This is a genomic window from Novosphingobium sp. (assembly GCF_036820275.1).
Classification (GTDB): Bacteria; Pseudomonadota; Alphaproteobacteria; order Sphingomonadales; family Sphingomonadaceae; genus Novosphingobium.
This window is the reverse complement of record NZ_DAISLT010000009.1, coordinates 149,899-168,477: the sequence shown is the minus strand read 5'-3', so window position 1 is coordinate 168,477 and position 18,579 is coordinate 149,899. Positions and strand designations below refer to the sequence as shown.

14 protein-coding genes and 1 pseudogene are annotated in these 18,579 nt (G+C 64.9%); 8 read left to right on the top strand and 7 right to left on the bottom strand.

Annotated elements, in window-relative coordinates:
* From V7066_RS09870 to V7066_RS09860, 3 genes and pseudogenes are all read right to left on the bottom strand, one after another.
* Positions 1-471: pseudogene (locus tag V7066_RS09870) on the bottom strand (hypothetical protein); the annotation flags it as partial.
* Positions 472-557: 86 nt separating this feature from the next.
* Positions 558-3,734, bottom strand: a complete 3,177-nt coding sequence (locus V7066_RS09865) for a TonB-dependent receptor domain-containing protein (protein ID WP_334182870.1) — start codon at positions 3,732-3,734, stop codon at positions 558-560.
* 379 nt (positions 3,735-4,113) lie between these two features.
* Positions 4,114-4,647 carry a hypothetical protein gene (locus tag V7066_RS09860; RefSeq protein ID WP_334182869.1) on the bottom strand — a complete coding sequence of 178 codons (534 nt, stop codon included), beginning with the start codon at positions 4,645-4,647 and terminating at the stop codon, positions 4,114-4,116.
* Between the two features lie 441 nt (positions 4,648-5,088).
* On the opposite strand from V7066_RS09860, the gene V7066_RS09855 reads away from it, so the two are divergent.
* From V7066_RS09855 to V7066_RS09820, 8 genes are all read left to right on the top strand, one after another.
* Positions 5,089-8,136, top strand: a complete 3,048-nt coding sequence (locus V7066_RS09855) for a TonB-dependent receptor domain-containing protein (protein WP_334182868.1) — start codon at positions 5,089-5,091, stop codon at positions 8,134-8,136.
* A 113-nt stretch (positions 8,137-8,249) separates the two neighbouring features.
* Positions 8,250-10,286 carry a tetratricopeptide repeat-containing sulfotransferase family protein gene (locus V7066_RS09850; RefSeq protein WP_334182867.1) on the top strand — a complete coding sequence of 679 codons (2,037 nt, stop codon included), beginning with the start codon at positions 8,250-8,252 and terminating at the stop codon, positions 10,284-10,286.
* A gap of 17 nt (positions 10,287-10,303) precedes the next feature.
* The gene (locus V7066_RS09845) at positions 10,304-11,485 is read left to right on the top strand and encodes an aspartyl/asparaginyl beta-hydroxylase domain-containing protein (RefSeq protein ID WP_334182866.1); all 1,182 of its coding nucleotides are present in this window, start codon (positions 10,304-10,306) and stop codon (positions 11,483-11,485) included.
* 14 nt (positions 11,486-11,499) lie between these two features.
* Positions 11,500-12,960: a 2OG-Fe(II) oxygenase family protein gene (locus tag V7066_RS09840; RefSeq protein ID WP_334182865.1), complete on the top strand. Its 1,461-nt coding sequence runs from the start codon at positions 11,500-11,502 to the stop codon at positions 12,958-12,960.
* Positions 12,961-13,042: 82 nt separating this feature from the next.
* Positions 13,043-13,345, top strand: coding sequence for a hypothetical protein (locus V7066_RS09835; protein ID WP_334182864.1), 303 nt, complete (start codon positions 13,043-13,045; stop codon positions 13,343-13,345).
* A 187-nt stretch (positions 13,346-13,532) separates the two neighbouring features.
* Positions 13,533-14,318: an SDR family oxidoreductase gene (locus tag V7066_RS09830; RefSeq protein ID WP_334182863.1), complete on the top strand. Its 786-nt coding sequence runs from the start codon at positions 13,533-13,535 to the stop codon at positions 14,316-14,318.
* A 17-nt stretch (positions 14,319-14,335) separates the two neighbouring features.
* Positions 14,336-14,977, top strand: coding sequence for a TetR family transcriptional regulator (locus tag V7066_RS09825; RefSeq protein WP_334182862.1), 642 nt, complete (start codon positions 14,336-14,338; stop codon positions 14,975-14,977).
* 25 nt (positions 14,978-15,002) lie between these two features.
* Positions 15,003-15,857: a phosphorylase family protein gene (locus tag V7066_RS09820; protein WP_334182876.1), complete on the top strand. Its 855-nt coding sequence runs from the start codon at positions 15,003-15,005 to the stop codon at positions 15,855-15,857.
* 21 nt (positions 15,858-15,878) lie between these two features.
* Here V7066_RS09820 and V7066_RS09815 read toward each other — a convergent pair whose 3' ends face one another.
* The 4 genes from V7066_RS09815 to modB all read right to left on the bottom strand — a co-directional run bounded on the left by V7066_RS09815 (position 15,879) and on the right by modB (position 18,576).
* A complete protein-coding gene (locus V7066_RS09815; RefSeq protein WP_334182861.1) occupies positions 15,879-16,559 on the bottom strand; it encodes an SDR family NAD(P)-dependent oxidoreductase in 681 nt (226 codons plus the stop codon).
* A gap of 149 nt (positions 16,560-16,708) precedes the next feature.
* Positions 16,709-17,188, bottom strand: coding sequence for a peroxiredoxin (locus V7066_RS09810; protein ID WP_334182860.1), 480 nt, complete (start codon positions 17,186-17,188; stop codon positions 16,709-16,711).
* A 79-nt stretch (positions 17,189-17,267) separates the two neighbouring features.
* Complete coding sequence (locus V7066_RS09805; RefSeq protein ID WP_334182859.1) at positions 17,268-17,891, bottom strand: molybdenum ABC transporter ATP-binding protein; 624 nt, start codon at positions 17,889-17,891, stop codon at positions 17,268-17,270.
* Positions 17,881-18,576 (bottom strand): molybdate ABC transporter permease subunit, encoded by a 696-nt coding sequence (gene modB, locus V7066_RS09800; protein ID WP_334182875.1) that lies wholly within the window; start codon positions 18,574-18,576, stop codon positions 17,881-17,883. The genes V7066_RS09805 and modB overlap by 11 nt, the downstream gene beginning before the upstream one ends.
* Between the last annotated feature and the right edge of the window lie 3 nt (positions 18,577-18,579).

Genomic DNA, 18,579 nt, shown 5'->3' with positions numbered 1-18,579 from the left:
CATCGCGAGATGGGCGCACTCTTCCGGCGTCAGGAATTGCCGCCAGCGATGGACCTTGTAGCCGTTGCCGAGTCGTTCGGGTTCCGCGAGAGTGACGGGATAACCTTCGCTATCGAGGTCCATCCGCGAAAGCAGGGCAAGATCGTCTGCTGCCGCGCCGCCGTAACGCTCGGCGGCCTCGCGCAGGATCGCCAAGGCGGCGCTCCAGTCTTGGGGGGCGCCGGTTCCGTTGGCGGTGAGGGCGGATTCCATCAGCGCGGCATCCTCGCTGCCGGCGAGAGTGGCAGTACGCAGCAGGCGTCGGGCCTCGTGCAGGTCGCGGGGGAGGGGGCTGCCGATCAGTCGCCAGCGGGCCAGCATGGCAAGGCAATCGGCATCGCCGCGTTCGGCGGCATCCTGGGCGATCGCGACGGCGTCCTGTTGGCGCCCGCTGTCGAGCGCGGCCTGAGCGCGTTCACTGGCTTGGGTCATGGCCCCCTCTTGGCGCGTTCGACCGACAAAGAAAAGGGGCGGCGGGATAACCCGCCGCCCCCAAAGAGCAGTAATGATCGAAACGATCAGAACTTGGCAGTGATGCCGGTGTAGAAGTAACGGCCCATGTTCGGGTAGATGCCCGAGCCGTCGCCCACGCCGGTTAGGCCGTACGGAGGCATCTTATTGAAGACATTGTCGACGCCAAGATAGAACGTGTACTTGTCGCTCACGTCATAGGATGCGCGGATGTCGTGGTAGAACACATCCGGGTACTTCTTGATCGGCGCATAGTCTTCGTTCTGCGGCGGCAGTCCGTTGACCGAATTGTAGTCCTCATACTCGTTGAGGTACATGCCGCCCAGCCAGCGAAGCTGATAGCCGAGCTTGAAGCTGCCGCGCTGGAACGAAGCGTTCATGGTCACGGCGTCGGAAGGCGCGTTCAGCTCGTCGAGCAGCGTATCCTTGAAGCCCGGATTGGTCGGGTCCATGAACTGGTCGTTCTGGAGGTAGTGCGTCCAGTAAGCGGTCAGCGATACGCGGCCAAAGTCGAACGAGTGATCGTAGTTGACCTGGGTATCGATGCCGCGAGCCTTGAGCTTCGCGTAGTTGAGCGAGCTCTGGAGCAGCGAGCCTTCCAGGATCTGGTAGGCCTGTTCGCCGCGCGGACCACCATTTGCACCCGCACGCTGGAACGACGAGCAGAAGATGTTGTCCAGACTCGGCGAGTCATAGCACTGGTCGGCAATGGTCTGGGCATCGACCGAGGCGATGACGTTGTTGACCTTGATGTTCCAGTAATCGACCGAGATCGACAGGCCCGGGATCCAGCGGGGCTGGATGAGGGTGCCGACCGTGAAGGAGTCTGAAGTCTCTTCACGCAGATTCGGGTTGCCGCCGCTGACGATCTCCAGCGAGGACGAGTAGTTGTAGTCGTAGCTTGCCGGAATGCCTGCTGCCGCGCAGTTGGCTGCGCGATACGTGGTGCCGTTGTTGATGTTGCGCGACGAGCACGGATCGCTGAACTGCGGCGCGTAGTTCTGGCCCGCGGCCGAGTACAGCTCGGTCAGGTTCGGAGCGCGCACCGAGCGCGAGTAGGTGCCGCGGAAGCTGATGTCGTGCACCGGGCTCCAGATCAGTTCGCCGCCATAGGCATAGACCGTTCCGGCCGAACCCTTGTAGTCCGAGATACGGCCGTTGCCGCGCAGACTCAGGTTCTCGAAGAAGGGCTTGTCCTTGAGGATCGGGAACAGCACTTCGCCGTAGACTTCCTTTACCTCGAACGCGGGAGCCGAGAAGGTCGGAATGGCGTTGTAGAACGCATAGCCTTCCTGGGTCAGGTCGTCGAGGTCGTAGCGGACCGTTTCGCGGCGGTATTCACCACCGACCGAGAAGGCCACCGGACCGCCGGGCAGGTTGAAGAACTGGCTCGTATCGCCCGAGACATAGCCCAGGATGTCGAACTGCGTCATCTTGCCGGTGGCGAGACTGTTGGTGAGGATGTAGTCCTTGGCTGCCTTCGAGACGGAACCCTGACCGAACGGATTGAGCGGAACGCAAGCGGCCACGTCGCCGGCGAGGCGCGGATCGTTGTCGCTGACGTAGGAGAACGCCGCCGACGGGTCGATCTTCGAACGGCAGACGATGTTGCCGTTGGCATCCGTTGCGGTGTCAAGAGCCAGCAGATAGCGCTGGACGTTGACGTTGCCGCGGATCAGGTTGCGTTCCTTGTGCTGGCCATAGTTGACCGACAGTTCGTACTTCCAGTCGTCGTTAAAATCGCCCTTGAGGCCGCCGACGATGCGGAAGGTCTCGCGCTTGATCTCTTCGTCTCGAACGCCGAAATCAACCCAGTTGCGGCGCAGGCTGAAGCCGAAGCTGCCGTCGTTGATAGCAGCGCGCTGAGCGGCGAGCTTCTGTGCGGCGGTCTGGGTGACAACGCCGTTCACCACGGTGTCCGTGAAGGCCGCTCCAGTGTTGGCGTTCACGGTCGAGTTCAGGAACGCGTTCGTGAGGGTCTGGCGCGCGTCGTCGTTCAGGTACGGGTTGTCGAGGCGAACGCGTTCACGCGGATCGCCGCCGAGAGTGGCTCCCTGCGAGAAGAACGGGCCGCTCTGCGAGCCGCGCACGTCGGTGCGGCTGTACTTGGCTTCGAAGAACGGCACGAGCGCCGGAGTGATCTCGTAATGACCGCTCAGGTTGACGGTGTAGCGCTTCAGGTCAGGCGACAGCGCCAGCAGGCGGCCTTCGCGATTGCTGGAGCCGTTGCCGCCCAGGAAAGAGCCGTTCGGGCCGATACCGATGCGCTCGCCGGTCTGCGGAACGAGAGTGCCGTCGGGCTGGAACTGGAAGTTGCAGGTATAGGCGCGGCCGTTTCCACCGGCGCCGCAGTTGCCACCACCGTAAGCTGCGACCATGCCGCCGAGCGAGATCGTGGCCGAGCGGATGTCGTTGTAGAAGGTACGATCCGGAATGCCGTTCGAACCGTTCACGACGGTGCCGGTGTTGTCGGCATCGGTCACGACGAAGCCGTGGTTGTTACGCAGGCCCGGACGACCCGAAGCATAGAAATCGTCGGAATGCGAGAATTCGGCAGCCACGGTGATGTTGCCGCGACCTTCCGAGAAGTTCTTGCCGATGACGGCAGAAACGAACTGCTTACCCGCGTCGCCATAGTTCGAGATGCCGTTCTGGCCACGAACGCTGATGCCGTCGTAATCTTCCTTGAGGATGAAGTTCACGACGCCGGCGATCGCATCCGAACCGTAGACCGCCGAAGCGCCACCGGTCACGACGTCCACGCGCTCGATCAGGTCGGCGGGGATCGTGTTTACGTCAACCGAAACGGCGTTGACCAGAACGTCGCTGCCGATGTGGCGGCGGCCGTTGACCAGTACGAGCGTACGCGAAGTGCCCAGGCCACGAAGGTCGAGCAGGTTGAGGCCGCTGGTGCCAAGGTGGGCGTTGGAGTTCGCCTGGCTGAAGGTGCTGCGCATCTGCGGCAGGCGGTTCAGCTGGTCGCCGACCGAGAGGTTGCCGGTGCTGAACACCTGCTCGCCGGTCAGGATGGCGACGGGGTTGGCCGATTCCAGGTTCGGCGTCGAAATGCGCGAACCGGTGACGACGATGGCGGGAGCGTTGGCCGAATCGTCGGCATCGGCGGCCGCCTGGTCCTGCGCGTAAGCGCTCGTGGCGAAGGCCAGAGCGAATACGGGCAGGCTGGCAGCGCTACGCAGCGCAGCCTTCTTCAGAGAGTTTTGCACGTTATTGTGTCCCTTGTTGCTTTCGTGAGCACGGCTGGAAGCGTGACCAGACCTGCCGTGCACCCGGATGCGGTAATCATCGTGCGCAGACGCACGGGATCACCATGGAGGGATTTCTCGCGCCGAGGGCCTCGGGTTTCAATCGTAAACGAGGGAAAGGATGGAAATGCAGTTCGGCATGTGGCGAAGATGCAACAGGCAAATCCCGCATTTCTAACGGGTTTTTTTAGATTTAGCTCGGTCAATTGTTACCACTTTGTCACAAATCGGCTTTTTGGACCTCTTCCGCATTTTGATATGTCGGCGTGGGAGAATTGATCGTTATTTTGTTGCTTGATGTGTTTCGCGCTCGGACTAGGGTGCCGCGTTCACTGGGAGGCTATTTGACCCGGCGCATTTTGATCGGGCGTTGACCGCGAACCGAAACGGTGAAGGTTCCCAAAATGCCGCGGGCAATTTTTGCTTCGTTGCCGACCTTGGGGGAAAGGACGAAGTCGCGCGTATCGTTCTGTTCCCAAGTGCTGCCGTCTTCAAAATCGAGAACCCAGCCCGACGAGCCGCGACCTACGCCACTGACTTTTGTGGCGACTTCCTTCAATTCGTCGGAGGAATCGGCGTTGCCGCCAAAACCCATTAGCTTGGCCACCGGCGTCGCAAATCCGAAAAGGCCACGCTTTGCCGTCTCGACGGCCTGTTTGTCGGCAATGACGATTTCGTGCTGGCTGGCGGCCTGTTCAAGAGCGGCAACCTGTTGATCGAAGCAGGCCAGGCGGGCCGTTGAGTCCTGGATTTCACGACAGGCCACGAGATTGCGATAGGCTTCGGGACGGTCCGCGTCCGGCTTGTCCCCGGCAATTGCGGCATGGGAAAGGAGCAGCAGCGACGTTGCCGCTACCAGATGTGCCTTGCTCAACGCTTTTCCCCTTGTTGCGGTGTTCGCGGCTTGTCGTAGCAAGCTGGCCGGGGGCGCGGCAAGCGTACTTGGGTAGGCGGTGAAGGTAAGGGAATTTGCTGCGCTTTTGCAGCATTGTGATTTTGCGAGCGACCGGCATTGAAATCATGTTGCGGCAATGTCACGCATGATGGTGGAAATCTTTCCTTGTGCCTTTTGGGAAATCGGGATGTCGTTCGCAGGTTTGATGCAGGTTTGTTGCGTATATGACACAAGGCTTCGTTAATGTTGCGCGGCAACGTTCAAAGCTCTTTGAGCAAGTCTTCCTTTGCGTAATGAAAGCGTATCTTCCGTCACGCGAAATATCCTTACTGGGGCAACATCCTTTCAAGGGCAGGGCGCGTGGCGGGGAATCCAAGGCGTCGGAGTCACACCGTCGCCTTAGAAAAAAGGGACACACCAGTGAAAAAGCACACTCTTACCGCGCTGAAGGCTGGCGCAGCACCTCTGGTGCTCGGCTTCGCCCTTCTCAGCAGCGGCGCGCAGGCGCAGGACGCCGGCGCTGACGACAGCTCGACCGGCGGCGCCATCGTCGTCACCGGCAGCCGCATCGTCGCACCGAACCAGACCTCGATCGCGCCGATCACCACGGTCTCCTCGCAGGACATCCAGCTTCAGGGCACGACCCGCACCGAAGACCTGCTGAACTCGCTGCCGCAGGTCGTCGCCGGCCAGAGCTCGGGTCTCGCCAACGGTGCCACCGGCACCGCCACGGTCGACCTTCGCGGCCTCGGCCCGTCGCGTACCCTCGTGCTGATCAACGGCCGCCGTCTCATGACCGGCGACCCGAACAGCACCACTTCCGCGGCTGACCTTAACTTTATCCCCGCCGCGCTCGTAAAGCGCGTCGACGTGCTGACCGGCGGTGCTTCGGCCACCTACGGCGCGGACGCCGTTGCCGGCGTCGTCAACTTCGTGATGGATACCGAGTTCGAAGGCTTCAAGATCGACGCCAACTATGGTGTCTACACGCACAACAACAATAACGGTTTCATCCGCGGTCTGCTCGATGCCAAGGCGGGCGATCCGGCCTATGCCTATCCGAAAGGCAACAACGTCGACGGTGGTCAGTACGACCTCTCCGCGGCATTCGGCACGAGCTTCGACGACGGCCGTGGCCACGCCACTGCCTATGTCGGCTACCGCCGCGCCACTCCGGTTCTCCAGCGCAAGCGCGACTACTCGTCGTGCTCGATCGGCGTGAACGCTGCCGGTAACTTCAGCTGCGGCGGTTCGGCCACGGCCGCTCCTGGCAACGTCCTGTATTATGATCCGGCGAACACCAGCTCGTCGACGATCGGCGCTCTCGGTGCCGGCACGATCACGCAGGGTGGTCAGAACATCTACAACTTCGCGCCGCTGAACTACTATCAGCGTCCGGACGAGCGCTATACGGCCGGCGTCTTCGCTGACTATGAGATCAACAAGGCCATCCATCCGTACATGGAATTCATGTTCATGGATGACCGCACCGTTGCGCAGATCGCCCCTTCGGGCGACTTCGGCAACACGCTGACCATCAACTGCGACAACCCGCTGATGTCGGCCGCCCAGCGCGCCGAACTCTGCCAGCCGAGCAACCTGATCAACGGCTTCCTCGGCAACTTCCCGCTGGCGGCTGGTGCGAACTACAACACCAACCCCGGTGCCGCTCCGATCAACTTCACCGATCCCACGACCGGTGCGACTTACAACAAGGCGTTCATGCAGCTTCTGCGTCGCAACGTCGAAGGCGGCGCGCGTCAGAGCGATCTCCAGCACACTTCGTTCCGTACCGTCATCGGTTCGCGCGGCGAACTGGGCAACGCCTGGTCCTACGACGCCTACTACCAGTATGGTCGCACCAACTACACGCAGGTCTACTCGAACGAGTTCTCTGCTTCCCGTCTCGCCAATGCGCTTGACGTCGTGCAGACCGCGAACGGTCCGGCATGCCGCGTGACCGTCACCGGCCAGGACCCGAACTGCTCGCCCTACGACGTGTTCAGCGGCAACATCTCGCAGGCTTCGCTCGACTACCTGACTGCGACCGGCTTCATGAAGGGCCAGACCTCGCAGCAGGTCGCCAGCGCCAGCTTCACCGGCATGCTCGGCGAATACGGCATCAAGTCGCCGTGGGCCTCGGACGGCATCAACGTCGCGCTCGGCGTCGAATACCGCCGCGACTCGCTGGAACTGAAGACCGACAACGCCTTCACCACCGGCGATCTCACCGGCCAAGGCGCTCCGACGCTCGACACTGCTGGTGCCTACAAGGTCACCGAGTTCTTCGGCGAAATCGATATTCCGATCATCCAGGACAGCTTCATCCAGAACCTGTCGTTCAATGGCGGCTACCGTTACTCGCACTACAGCATCTCGAACGGCCGTACCTTCAACACCAACACCTACAAGCTGGGCATCGATCTTGCCCCGGTTTCGGACATCCGCCTGCGTGCCGGCTACAACCGCGCGGTTCGCGTGCCGAACATCCAGGAACTGTTCGCTCCGCAGATCGTCGCGCTTGACGGCACGACCGATCCTTGCGCCGGCCAGGACGTGCTCACGCCGGTCTGCGCGGCACAGGGCGTTACCGGCGGCACCTCGCTCAACCCGGCCGGCCAGTACAACGGCCTGATCGGCGGCAACCCTGACCTCAACCCGGAAAAGTCGACCACCAAGACCCTTGGCGTCGTTCTCCAGCCGCGTTGGCTTCCGGGTCTGACGGCCAGCGTCGACTGGTTCGACATCAAGGTCAAGCAGGCGATCCAGCAGTACGGCGCGGACGCGATCCTTGCGGCTTGCGGCTCGGGTACGGCAGCTGCTTGCGACCTGATCAACCGCGATCCCTCGGGCTCGCTGTGGCTGACCTCGGGCGGCTACGTGGTCGACATCTACCACAACGTGGGCGGTGTGAAGACGCGCGGCTTCGAGTTCAACGGCAACTATTCGACCGAGGTCGGCAATGCCGGTCGCGTGTCGCTTAGCGTCGTCGGCACCTTGCTGAACCGCTATACTGTCGATAATGGTCTGACCGAAGCATACAACTGCGCCGGTTACTACGGCCCGACTTGCGGCACTCCGCTGCCTAAGTGGCGCCACAAGGCCCGCGTGAGCTACACCATGACGAACGGTATCGGCCTGTCGCTCCAGTGGCGCCACCTTTCGTCGGCTACGGTTGAGTTCGCCAACCCGTCGTCAACTCTGGCGACCTCGGCAGGGCGTGCGGCTCGCAACCTGAACTCGCTCGACGACAAGCTGAAGGCGATGGACTACTTCGACCTGACGCTGACCGCCGACCTCGGCAAGAACCTGACCTGGCGTCTGGGCGCGACCAACCTGTTCGACAAGGACCCGCCGCTGGTCACCTCGAACGCCTGCGCCAGCGTCGTCTGCAACGGCAATGCCTATCCGGGTACGTACGACGTTCTGGGTCGTTACGTGTTCACGGGCATCACCATGAACTTCTAATCGTTCCCACGAACGTTTAGTCTCTGGCGGCGGTCTTCCCCGGGAGGGCCGCCGCCTTTGTATCCGGCGACCTCATCCTGGTGGGGATCCGCCACGAATTTACCGGATCGCCGATGACCAGCACCACCGCCCCCTCGGAAGAGCTTCGCCAGATCGCCGGCCTAGCCCGCATGGGGCGTCTCGACGAAGCGGCCGTGAGAGTCGCTTCGTCCATCGCTTCGAATCCCGGCGATCCTGCGCTGGCAGCGCTCGGCGGGGCGGTCGAGTTCCACCGTGGCCAGTTCGAGCGCGCCGTCAGCTATCTCGAACGCGCGCATGCGCTTCGTCCGCAGGATCTCGTCGTCAGGACGAACCTTGCCGAATCCTACCTGCGAACCGGGCGCGGCGAGCAGGCGCTTGCCTTGTGCGACGAGGCGTCGGCCATTGCCGAACCCAGCCTTCGGCTCGCCCGCCTCGGCGCACATCTGGCGCAGGAAGCGGGCGACATGGCGAAGGCCATCCGGCTCTATCGCCATGTCCTCAACCGGGAGAGCGAAGATTGGTCGGCGCTCAACAATCTCGGCAATGCGCTCTCGGGTGAGGGCGAACATGCCGAAGCGGTGAAAGTCCTCCAGCAAGCGATGAAGCTTGCCCCGGATTCACCGCCGATCCGGGTAAACCTTGGAAGTGCGCTGCTGAGGGCCGAGCGCATGGAGGAAGGGGAAACGGTCCTGCGTGATGCCGCGCGCGATTTTCCCGGAGATCACGTTCCGATTCTGACGCTTGCAACTTTCTATCGCGATACGGGCATGGACGAGCAGGCCTATGAGGCTATGGCCGAGGCCGCACGGCGTGCGCCGGACAACGCTGCCGTGGTTTCCGACTACGGCCAGGAAGCGGCGCGTCGGAACGATTATCCGATCGCCGAAACCCAGTTCGAGGCAGCGCTGGCGATCGATCCGGCACTCGGCCCGGCCTTCGTCGGCCTTGCGGCGATCTACGAGCGGACCAATCGCGAGGCCGAGCTTGAACCTTTGCACGCGCGGGCCGTGGCGAACGGCGCCGATGCGCAGTCGCTGGCCTTCATCGATGTTCTGCGTTTCAAGCGAACGGAAGCTTTCGAGCAGGCCTTCGCAGCGCTGGAGCAGTCCGGAGAGGTGGTCGAGGCGAGCCGCCGGCACCAGTTGCGCGGGATCATGCTCGATCGCATGGGCCGCTGCGACGATGCCTTTGCGGCTTTCGCGGCGATGAATGCCGCTCGCCTGGACGATCCCACGCGCCCCGCCGAACGCGCCGAACGGTTTCGCGGCGAACTCCTGCGCGACAAGGCGCTGGTCACGCCGCAGTGGGCCGCGGGCTGGGGCAAGGCGCCACTGGCCGAGCGACCGGCGCCCGTTATTCTCCTCGGCTTTCCGCGCTCGGGCACGACCCTGCTCGACACGATGCTGATGACGGCACCGAACACGCTCGTCCTTGAGGAAGAGCCTTTCTTCGCCGAGATCGAGACCGAACTCGGCGGCTTGGAAGCTCTACCGGGTCTCGACGAGGCGACGATCGCCGCCGCGCGTCTCCGCTACTTCGAGCGCGTCTCGGCGCTGGGAGCGCTGGGACCGGATACGGTCGTGATCGACAAGCATCCGCTCCATCTCAACAAGGTGCCGGTGATTCGCCGCCTGTTCCCGGATGCGAAGTTCGTGCAGGCGCTGCGCCATCCCTGCGATGTCGTGCTGAGCTGCTTCATCACCAATTTCCGTCCGAACAATGCTATGAGCAATTTCCTCGATCTCGAGGCGGCGGCACGGTTCTACGATCTCAGCTTTTCCTTCTGGCAGCAGGCGCGGGCGGTCTTGGACATGCCTGTGCACACGGTCGTCTATGAAAGGCTGGTGGCGGATCAGGCGCGTGAACTGGCGCCGTTGTTCGACTGGCTGGGCCTGCCGTGGCACGGAAATGACTTCGATCACCGCGAGGCGGCGCGCGCGCGGGGCGTCGTGCGCACGGCCAGCTACGCACAAGTTACCGAGGCAGTCTACACGCGCGCCGCAGGGCGATGGCGGCGGTACGAGAGGCATCTCGTACCGGTGCTGGACATCCTGCGCCCGTGGGTGGAACGTTTCGGCTATTCGCTCGACGATGACCGGATGCCCGGTTTCGTGTCGGGTCCGGTCTGAACGCGCTCGGGGGGGCAATGAATTCAGGGGTTTCGTCTTTCGTTGAAGTGGACCGGCTCACTGCGGCCGGTAACCTGCCTGCCGCTGCGCAGGCGCTGGAAAATCTGCTGGTCGCGGGACTGGCTTCCGGCCGGTCCGACCTCGACTTGCGCGCTCTGGTGGCCCAGTGGCTGAAGCTGGCGGGTCTGCGCCGGGCCTTGCGGCAACCGCGCAAGGCGCTGGAGGCGGTTCACCGTGCTCTGGAACTGGCGCCGCTGGATTTCATGGCGCTGGTCATGCGGGCGGGGCTGCTGGAACGGCTTGAGGAACCGCAGGCCGGGGCGGCCTGGGGCGAGGCCCTGGCGCAAGTGCCCGAAGGGCCGCTGCCGCCGCCACTCGAAGCGGCCGTGGCGGGGGGCAGGGCTTTCCACGAGGCCTGGCTCGACACGCGCGTAAGGGAACTGGAAGCGGCGGCCGCAGCGGTGCCGGACCCGATCGATAACGAGGCCGATCTTGCTTGGCGTCTGGCACGCTTTCGCGATAACATCCTGCACAAGACGCGTGTCTACCACAGCGAGCCGACGCATTTTCATTATCCCGGTCTGGTCGAGCGCGAGTTTCATCCGCGCCATGCGACGCCTTGGCTCGCCGACGTCGAAGCGGGCTTCGAGGATATCCGGGCCGAAATGCTGGCCCTGCTGAAGTCCGACAGGGCAGAACTGGAGCCTTACATCCAGTACGAGGAGCGCGAAAATCTTGCGCAGTGGCGCTCGCTCAACCAGAACCGGGACTGGAGCGCTATCCATCTTTTGAAGCAAGGCGCGGAAGTGGCGCACAACGCGCGGCAGGCCCCGCGCACGATGGAGATTCTCTCTCGCCTGCCGCAGCCGCAGGTGCCCGGCGCCTCACCGAACGCCATGTTTTCGTTATTGGCGCCCCATACGGCGATCCCGGCTCACGTCGGTGTCGATAATACCCGGCTGGTTTGCCACCTCCCGCTGGTTGTGCCGCCGGGATGCTGGTTCCGGGTCGGGGCGGAGACTCGCGAATGGCGAGAGGGGGAAGCCTTTGCGTTCGACGACACCATCGAACATGAGGCGATGAATCCCACCGATGTCTTGCGGATCGTGCTGATTTTTGACGTCTGGCATCCGGGCCTTACCGAAGCCGAGCGTGGGGCGGTGGCAGCGACGATTGCTGCCGCCGGAAATGGTCATTGAAGGAAGCGACGACGTTGGACGAGCGGCAGCACCTGGCTGGTCTTGCGGAAAAGGCCTTGGCCCAGGGCGGCGAGGAGCAGGCCGAAGCGCATCTGGCCTCATGGCTGTCCCGCAACGCTCCGGATGTCACCCTGCTGCACTGGACGGCGATGCTGCGCCGTGCGCTCGACCGGCGCGACGGCGCGGTTGCGGCGCTGGGGGCGGCGCACAGGATGGCGCCGGACAATGCCGGGGTTGTTCATGCGCTCGCGCATGTTTCGTTGGAAGCAGGGCTGCCTTCGGCGGCTCTGTTCGAGCAGGCAATCCGCCTCGCGCCGGCCAAGGGGGAGATTCGACTCGGCCTTGCCTCCGCCCGGCTGGCGGAAGGGGAGGGCGACCGTGCCCTCGGCGAACTGGAAGCCATGCTCGGCGCCAATCCGGGTTGGATGGAAGGGCATCGCCAGTTCGCCCAGCTTGCTGTCATGGCAGGGCAGGAGCACCGCGCCCTGACAAGTATCGAGGCGGCCTTGCAGCGCTTTCCGCAAAGCGAATCGCTGCGTAATCTTGCCATCGATCTCCTGCTTTCCGGGGAACGCTACGCTGAAGCGCTTGCCGTGGCCGACCGGGCGATCGCGACCCATGGCCCGGTGCGTCCGTTTGTGCTGGCGCGTGCGGCTGCGCTCGATGAACTCGGACGCAGCGCGGAGGCGGGCGCTGCGTTCGGAGAACTGGGACCGGCCACGGATTCGGGCCATGCGGTTTGGCGTCTGCGTCATTGGCTGCGCAGGGGGGAAGTCGCCCAGGCGGTGGCGGAAATCGAGCCTTGGCTGGCACGCAGCGGCGCCGAAGCGTTCTGGCCTTATGCGGCGATTGCGTGGCGTCTTGCCGGCGATGCGCGATCGGACTGGCTCGACGGTCAGGACGGATTGTTCCGGGTGATCGATCTCGATCTGGCCGAGATCGGTCTCGATGCGCTCGTGCCGATGCTCCGACGCCTCCATGCCCGGTCCGGGCGCTTCCTCGACCAGTCGGTGCGGGGCGGCACCCAGACCGACGGCGCTCTGCTGGGGCGGTGCGAGCCGGAACTGGTCCGCGTGCGCGAAGTGTTGCGCCGCGAGGTCGCCCAGTTCGAGGCCGAGTTGCCGCCCGTCGACCCGGCGCACCCGATGCTGGGGCAGAAGCGTGTCGACCGACCGCGGTTCGCGGGAAGCTGGTCGGTCAGGCTGGCGGGGGCGGGCTTCCATGCTCCGCATCACCATCCGCAAGGGTGGATCAGTTCGGCGCTTTATCTTTCCGTTCCGGACGGGCTTCGTCCCGGAGAGGGGTGGCTCGATCTGGGCGGCGCGCCGGAAGGGCTGGGGGATTTTGCACCGCGCGCTTCGGTGGAGCCGAAGCCTGCGCGCCTCGTGCTGTTCCCGTCGTGGATGTGGCACGGAACCCGTCCTTTCGCGGCGGGCGAGCGCATGACGATTGCCTTCGATATCGCCCGCACTTGATGTGCGGTACGTCCCGATTTACCTTCGTTTCATCCAGTCATTCGGCATACGGCTCCAGGAACCGATGCCACGGAGTTGCATCATGCACATGCTCACACGACTTGCCGCCGCTTCCCTCGCTTTCGCCGCCGCGCCGGTGCTGGCAAGCGCTCCCGCTCCCCAGGCCGCGCCTGCCGCCGCGCCCGCTGTCGCCGGAACTGCGGTGGCCCAGAACGATATCGAGAAGAAGGACCCGATGATCTGCGAGCGCGTCACCGAAATCGGGTCGCGCCTTCGCGCCAAGAAGGTCTGCATGACCAAGAGCCAGTGGGAAGAACAGCGCCGCGGCGATCGTTCCAATATCGAACGCTCGCAGGTCCAGCGCGGAATGGATCCGGTCGGCTGATCCCAGGGCTTGCGGTATGCTGTTTCCGCGCCCGGTGACGACGCCGGGGCGGGTTTTGTGGCGCGGGACCGACCTGCCCGATTGACCTGCCGATTTCAGCTGTTTAACCGGTTGATTAAATCATCGGGTCTTCGATGTTCCGACGAAGGGGTCGGGACCTCGTGCGCGAGCAGGAAGGGGAAGCAGCATGAAACTCGATAGCAGTATGGCCGCGGTCGTCACCGGCGCGGCATCGGGTCTTGGCGCGGCCACCGCGCGGGCGCTGGCGGCGCAGGGCGTGAAAGTTGCGGTGTTCGACCTCAATGCCGAGGCCGGTGAGGCTATTGCGGCCGAGATCGGCGGCGTTTTCTGCGCGGTCAACGTGACCGACGATGGCAGCGTCGATGCCGGTTTCGCCAAGGCTCGCGCCGCGCATGGGCAGGAGCGGGTTCTGGTCAATTGCGCGGGCATCGCGCCTGCATCCAAGACCGTCGGCCGCAATCGCGAGACCGGGGCGCCGCGTGCGCATGACATGGCGCTGTTCGAAAAGGCCATTCTCATCAACCTCGTCGGCACGTTCCGCTGCATCAGCAAGTCGGCGGCGGGCATGGTGACGCTCGATCCGCTCGATGACGCCGGTTCCAGGGGCGCCATCGTCAACACCGCCTCCGTCGCGGCGCAGGACGGGCAGATCGGGCAGGCGGCCTATGCGGCTTCGAAGGGCGGCGTGCTGGCGATGACCCTGCCGGTGGCTCGCGACCTTATGAGCGAGGGCATTCGCGTCAACACGATCCTGCCCGGCATCTTCGAGACGCCGATGATGGCCGGTATGCCGCAGCAGGTGCAGGATGGGCTGGCGGCGATGGTGCCGTTCCCCAAGCGTCTCGGCAAGCCCGAGGAATATGCGAAGCTGGCGCTCTTCATGCTCGAACACGACTACATGAACGGCGAATCCGTCCGCCTCGATGGCGCGATCCGCATGGGCCCGAAGTAAGGGCGCGGGACTGAGAGATGGCGCAGGGCACTTCCTCGACCGAGCACGGCGCGCCGCCTCCCGGCGCGCGCGGGCAATTGCTGGATACGGCGAGCGCGATCATGCGGGATGGCGACGTGATCGACATCTCGCTGTCGGAGCTGTCGCTGCGTTCGGGGCTCAACTCGGCGCTGGTGAAGTATTACTTCGGCAACAAGGCCGGGCTGCTCAAGGCGCTGCTCGACCGGGACTGGCAGGCGATCGTCACCAGCGTGGATGCGCTGCTGGCGAAGGACGGCTGGGCGCCGGAGGCCAAGCTGCGGCGCCATCTCTGGAAGGTCGTCGATACCTTCTACGAAGTGCCTTATCTCAACCGTCTGACCATGCGCATGGTGCGCGAGAGCGACGATGCCGAAGCGCGCCGCATCGCCGACAGCTACCTCTCGCCGATCTACCGGGCCTACGAACAGCTTATCGGCGACGGGGTGCGGGCAGGGGTGTTTCGTGAAATCGATCCGCAACTCTTCTACTTTACGGTGACCGGCGCGGTGGACCGTTTCTTCTCGGCGCGGCTGGTGCTGAAGCATTGCTTCGACCAGGACACGTTGACCGAGGAGCTTCGCGACCGCTACCGCGAACACACGATCGACATCATCATGGCAGGTATCCTTGCGCGCTGAGAAAAGCAGCTTCTGGCATTTGGGCATCATCGGAGGTTCGGGTCTGGCGGCCGGAATCGAATTGGAGGACGCGCAGGAGATCCAGGTCTCCAGCCCGTTCGGGGCGGCCTCCGGGCCGGTCACGACGGGTCGGCTGGGCGGGGTGCGCTTCACGTTCATCGCCCGCCACGGCGCGGGTCATGCGATCCCGCCCTCGGCGGTGAACTACCGCGCCAATATCGACGTGCTCAAGCGCTGCGGGGTGACGGACGTGCTGGCGCTTTCCGCCATCGGTTCGTTGCGCGAGGAAATGGCGCCGGGGCACATGGTCATGGTCGACCAGTTCATCGACCGGACGACGGGGCGCGTCGGCAGCTTCTTCGGCACCGGGCTGGTCGCCCATGTCAGCCTGGCCGATCCGGTCTGCCCGCGTCTTTCGGGACTGGCAGGTGCGGCGGCGGAAGCGGCCGGGGCGAAAGTCCATCCTGCCGGGTGCTACCTCGCCATGGAAGGCCCGCAGTTCTCGACCCGCGCGGAAAGCCGCATGTACCGGGCCTGGGGGGCGGACGTGATCGGCATGACCGGCATGCCCGAGGCCCGGCTCGCGCGCGAGGCGGAGCTGCCTTACGCGATGCTCGGCATGGTCACCGACTACGATTCATGGCGCGAGGAAGAGGCGGGCGTCGAAGTCAGCCATGTCCTCGAAGTCATGCACGGCAATGCCCGCGTGGCGCGCGATTCGCTGCGCGCCCTCGCGGTAAGCCTGCCCGCCGAGCGCGCGCCAAGCCCGATCGACAGGGCGCTCGACCATGCTCTGATCACCGCGCCCGATGCGCGCGATCCCGGCCTGGTCGCGCGGCTCGATGCGGTGGCCTGCCGCTTGTTCGGCGAGCGGGGCTGAAAGGCTAGGCTAAAAGGGCGGTCAGCCGCCGCGTGTGACGGGAATCAGCGCGCCGGTAACCGCGCGCGCGGCGTCCGAGGCGAGGAAACCGATCACATCGGCAATCGCTTCCGGCTGAACCCAGGTCGAGAAATCGGCATCGGGCATGTCGGCCCGGTTGGCCGGCGTGTCGATGATGCTGGGCAGGATCGCATTGACGGTGACACTCGTGCCCGCGAGTTCTTCGGCCAGCGCTTCGGTCAGGCGGTGGACGCCGGACTTGGAGGCGGCATAGGCGCCCATGCCCATGCCGGCCTTGACTGCCGCCCCTGCGCCGATGCTGATTACGCGGCCCGCCGTCGATGCCTTGAGCCGGGGGAGGGCAAGCTGGGTGATCGTCGCCGTCGTCGTCAGGTTCATCGCCTGCATCCGCGCCCAGCTCGCCAGCGATCCGCCTTCCAGCGTCTCCCAGGTGAAGCCGCCCGCGACGTTGACCAGCACGTCGATGCCGCCGTGGGCCGCGACCACCTTGTCCAGCGCGGCCTGCGTGGCCTCCGCGTCGGTCAGGTCCACGCCGCCGATGTCCAGCGCGCCCGCAAGCGGTTCCTTGGCCACGGGCGCGAAGTCGATGCGGGTGACCTTGTCGCCGGCTGCGGCGAAGGCGGCGGCCACTGCCGCGCCGAGAATGCCGAAACCACCGGTGACGATAACCGAACGTGCCATGAGAACTCCTCGCTTTGACGCGACGCTAACCGCCTCTCGACGGCGCGGCAAGGCAGGCGGGACAGCCAACGCCCCGTCGATGCCGCGGATACGAAAAAGGGCGACCTTCCGGGAAGGAAGGCCGCCCCTCTTGCGCTATCGCGCCGAAATCAGAGCTGGCCGAGCAGGTGGTCGGCCGAGCTGACCTCGAAGGCACCCGGCGCTTCGACGTTGAGCTGTTCGACCACGCCGTCATTGACGACCATCGAGAAGCGCTTGCCGCGATGGCCCATGCCGAAGGCGGTGCCGTCCATCACGAGATCGATCGCCTTCACGAAGTCGCCGTTGCCGTCCGACAGCAGGGTCACGTCGGCCGAGCCATGGGCCTTGCCCCAGGCGCCCATCACGAAGGCGTCGTTCACGGCGGTGCAGGCGATCTCGTCGATGCCCTTGGCTTTCAGTTCTGCGGCCTTGTCGACGAAGCCGGGCAGGTGCTTGGCCGAGCAGGTCGGGGTGAAGGCGCCGGGCACGGAGAACAGCGCGATCTTGCGGCCTGCGAAGAATTCCGCGCTCTGCACGGGTTCGGGGCCGCTTTCACCGGCCTTGACGAGCTTCACGTCGGGCAGCGTGTCACCGATGGCGATGGTCATGGGGTAATCCTCCTCAAGCGTGGAAATATGCCGCGCAGATATAGAGGCGCGCGAGGCTCGGGCAATGCGGCTGCGCGATTTAGATGGCGATTACCCGGCTGGCGAGCCGGTCCACTTCGGCGCGGTCGTGGCTGACGTAGAGGATCGGCAGGGCGAGTTCGTCGCGAATGCGCTCGATCACGGTGAGGATCTCCTCGCGCCTTTCCGCGTCGACCGAGGCGAGCGGCTCGTCCATCAGCAGGAAGCGGGGGCCGGAGAGCAGGGCGCGGCCGATTGCCACGCGCTGCGCCTCGCCGCCGGAGAGCGTGGCGGGTCGGCGGTCCAGCAGATGGCCGATGCCGAGGAAGCCGAGCGCGGTGTCGAGGTCCATCCAGCACTGCTCGGGCGGGGCGAGGCGCCAGCCGTAGAGCAGGTTGTCGTGCACGCTCCGGTGCGGAAACAGGCGCAGGTCCTGGAAGACGTAGCCGCAGCGGCGCTGCTCGGGCTTGAGATCGATGCGCCGGGCTTTGTCGAACAGCACCCGATCCTCGACCATGATGTGCCCCTCGCTCGGCCGGGCGAGACCGGCGATGGCATCGAGCAGCGAGGTCTTGCCCGCGCCGGACGGCCCGAACAGGGCGGTCAGCCCGCCTTTCCCGGTCTGGAAGGCATAGTCGAGGCGCAGCTTGCCGCGCCGCAGGGCGATCGAGACGTCAAAGGGCATGGTGCGCGCTGCCCTGACCGCTTCGGCGGGCGAGCCATTCGGATGCGACGAGGGCGACGACCGAAACGAGGATCGACAGCACCGCTAGGCGCGTCACCTGCCACTCGGAACCGGGCATCTGGAGGGCGCTGTAGATCGCCAGCGGCAGGGTCTGGGTCTCGCCGGGGATGTTGGAGGCGAACGTGATCGTCGCGCCGAATTCGCCGATCGAGCGGGCGAGGCCGAGGACGAGGCCCGCCAGCACGCCGGGCATCGCCAGCGGCAGCGTCACGCTGGCGAACGTCCGCCAGCGCCCGGCGCCGAGTGTGCGCGCGGCGCTTTCGAGGCGGCGGTCGACGGCCTCGATCGAGAGACGCATGGCGCGCACCATCAGCGGCAGCGCCATGACCGCGGCGGCGAGCGCGGCGCCGGTCCAGCGGAAGATGAAGGTCAGCCCCAGCCAATCGGCGAAGAAGCGGCCGAGGGGGCCGTTCGTCCCGAAGGCGATCAGCAGCAGCCAGCCGGTGACGACCGGCGGCAGGACCAGCGGCAGGTGAACCAGCGCGTCGAGCAGGACTTTCCCCGGAAACCGCCAGCGCGCCAGCATCCAGGCGAGTGCGAAGGCGATCGGCAAGGCGGCGCCCATGGCCACGCCGCTGACTTTCAGCGACAGGACCAGAACCTGCCATTCCTCCGGAGTGAGCATCGC